Source organism: Microbacterium sp. zg.Y909 (genome assembly GCF_024626565.1).
The window spans coordinates 1-2940 of sequence record NZ_JANJFJ010000486.1 but is presented as its reverse complement, the minus strand read 5'-3'; the positions used below and the strand labels follow the sequence as shown (position 1 = coordinate 2940).

The 2940-nt window shown below is 74.8% G+C and carries 2 protein-coding genes and 1 pseudogene; all 3 read right to left on the bottom strand.

Going from position 1 to position 2940, the window contains the following annotated elements; all coding sequences use genetic code 11:
• Positions 1 to 1314 (bottom strand): transcription antitermination factor NusB (locus NQ160_RS21730; protein ID WP_257517137.1); only part of this gene is annotated, 1314 nt, incomplete at its 3' end.
• Positions 1311 to 2231, bottom strand: coding sequence for a methionyl-tRNA formyltransferase (gene fmt / locus NQ160_RS21725; protein WP_257517136.1), 921 nt, complete (start codon positions 2229 to 2231; stop codon positions 1311 to 1313). The genes NQ160_RS21730 and fmt, both read right to left, overlap by 4 nt.
• An 8-nt stretch (positions 2232 to 2239) precedes the next feature.
• Positions 2240 to 2940: pseudogene (locus NQ160_RS21720) on the bottom strand (primosomal protein N'); the annotation flags it as partial.

Below are 2940 nucleotides of genomic sequence, written 5' to 3'. Positions count from 1 at the left end.
CAGCTGCGCACGGCCGGAGCCGTCTGCCTGCTCGGGCAGATCCAGCGGGGAACGGGAGACGTCCTCGACCACGGCGCGCGCGTCGAGCTCTTCGACCTCGTCGCCGAAGGTGCGCCGCAACTCGGCGCCGATGGCCGCGGTCTCGGCCAGATGCGGTGAGCAGGTGACGTACGCGAGGATGCCGCCCGGACGCAGCGCCTGCACCGCGGCGGTGGCCAGCCCCAGCTGCAGATCGGTGAGCTGCGGGATGTCGGCCGGGCTCTTGCGCCACCGCGCCTCGGGGCGGCGGCGAAGGGCGCCGAGCCCGGTGCAGGGGGCGTCGACGAGCACGCGGTCGTACTGACCGGGGGCCGATGCCGCGCGCTCGCGGCCGTCGACCTCGCTGACGGGGACCTCCAAGGGCACCCCCGCGACGGAGTCCCGCACGAGCCGCGCCCGGATGGCCGACGGTTCGTTGGCCTCCAGCCGTGCTCCGCGCTCGAGCGCCTCGGCCGCCAGGATGGCGGTCTTGCCGCCGGGACCCGCGCAGAGGTCGAGCCAGCGCTCCCCCGCTGCGACCGGGGCAGCCCCGACCAGGGCGAGAGCCGCCAGCTGCGAACCCTCGTCCTGCACGCGGATGCGGCCGCCCGCGCCGGCGATCATGGCATCGGGTGCGCCGCCGCCCAAGCGGAACCCATAGGGCGAGTACGGCGTGCGCTGGGCGTCTGCGGGGATCTCGGCGAGCCCGGGCAATGCCGTCATGGTCACCTGGGGTGAGACGTTGTCGGCGGCCAGCAGGTCTTCGAGCTCGTCGGCGCGTCCCTCGGCGGCCAGCGCCCGGCGGAGCGCCCGGATGACCCACACCGGGTGGGCGTACGTCAGGCCGAGGCGCTCGTCGTCGGAGCGCGCCGCGGCGGTGATGCGCTCCATCCACGTGCCGGGGGTCTCGCGCGAGACGCGCCGCAGCACGGCGTTGACGAACCCCGCGGCCCCCTGCCCGGCGGCCGATCGCGCGAGCGCGACCGATTCGTTGACGGCGGCGTGCGAGGCGACGCGGGTCGACAGCAGCTGATGGACCCCGAGGCGCAGGGCGTCGAGCACCGGGGGGTCGATGTCATCGGGCGAGCGCCCGGCGACCTCGGCGATGATCGCGTCGTAGGTGCCCTGCCGGCGGAGTGTGCCGTAGGTCAGCTCGGTGGCAAGGCCCGCGTCGGCTGAGGTGAGGCCGGCCAGGCGGATCTCGCGCGGCAGCAGCAGGTTGGCGTACGCGTCGGACTCGTGCACGCCCCGCAGGGTCTCGAAGGCCACGCGGCGGGCCAGGGTCGCGTCGCTCATGAGCCGGCAACCGCATCGGTCAGGCGCGCGCCGCGCCACCAGTCCCCGGCATCCATCGCGGGTTTTCCCGCAGGCTGCACGCGGTGAAGCACCACCGCGCCCTCGCCGGTGCCGACCGTCACGTCACGGCCGACCAGCGCGATGCGGCCGGGCTCGAGGCCCGCGGCATCGGCCACGGCGCTCGCCGCCAGGACTTTCAGACGGACTCCCCCGATGGTGGTGTGCGCTCCGGGTTCGGGCGTGGTGCCGCGCACGCGGTCGACGACGCGGCGGGCGGGCAGGCTCCAGTCCAGGGCGCCGTCGGCGAGCGTCAGCTTGCCGGCGTAGGTGGGCTCCCCCACCTGAGGCACGGCGCGAGCGGTGCCCGCGGCGATGTCGTCGACGACGTCGGCGAGCAGGTGCGCTCCGGCATCCGCCAGGTCGCTCAGCACGTCCGCTGCGGTCGCGGTCTCGGGCACCTCGTAGGTGACTTCGCCGTACACGTCGCCGGCGTCGAGCTCTGCCACGAGGCGGAACACGCTGGCCCCGGTCGTGCGGTCACCCGCGATGAGCGCGTGCTGCACCGGCGCTGCTCCTCGCCAGCGCGGCAGCAGCGAGAAGTGCAGGTTGATCCATCCGTGGGGCGGCATCGACAGCAGGGGTTCGCGCACGAGACCGCCGTACGCGACGATCACGCCGAGATCGGGCTGCAACCTCTCGATCGCCTCGGTCGCGGCGGCGTCGAGCCGGTCGGTCTTGATGGTGGGGATGCCGAGCTCTTCGGCGGCCTGCGCCACCGGCGACGGGGTCAGCACGCGCTTTCGGCCCAGCACGGCGTCGGTGCGGGTCACAACCGCGACCAGCTCGTGGCCGGAGGCGGCCAGGGCACGCAGCGAGGGGACGGCGGGTTCGGGGGTACCCGCGAAGACGAGGCGCATGGGGCTCCTTACAGATCCAGATCGGGAACGTCGACCCGCACTCTCAGGGTCGCACGGGTCGGGCCCGGGCGTCCCTTCGCGGGGCGTCGGGCGTGGAGAGCGTCGGCGATGATCGCCGAGCGCAGGCTCTCGGCGACGGCACGGCCGACGCCGTAGTCGAAGCGCACCACCGCACGGGCGCCGTCCTCGGCGCTCACAGGGCCGAGCACGGCGTCGGCGCCGAGTGTCGGCACGTCTTCGCGCAGCGTGTCGAGGCAGGTGCGGACGGCCTGGGTGGACCCGTGGATCGCGGCGACCCGCACCACCGGCGGCATGTGCAGAGGCGCGCGCTCGGCCAGTTCGCTCCGGGCATAGGCGGACTGCGTCCAGGTCGCCAGCGCCCGGGCGACGGCTCCGGTGACGCCGACGAGGTGCACCGGTGCGCCGGGGGCGGCCAGCGCGGCGGCGTTGGACCACCACCGCAGGCACGACTCGCCGATGCGCAGGTCGTCGGCCATCAGCATGCGGTCGCCGTCGAGCAGCACGACGGCGCGGTAGCCGCCGGCGGCGATCGGCTCGGCGCCGCGGGTGGCGATGACGAGCGCCGGCTTGGCATCCACCTGTGTCACCTGATGCACCCCGTCGGCGACGATGACGCGCGTACCGGGGAACGCGCGGCCGAGTTCGTCGGCGGTGCGTTCGCTGCCCGACGAGGCCATGCGCAGCCGCG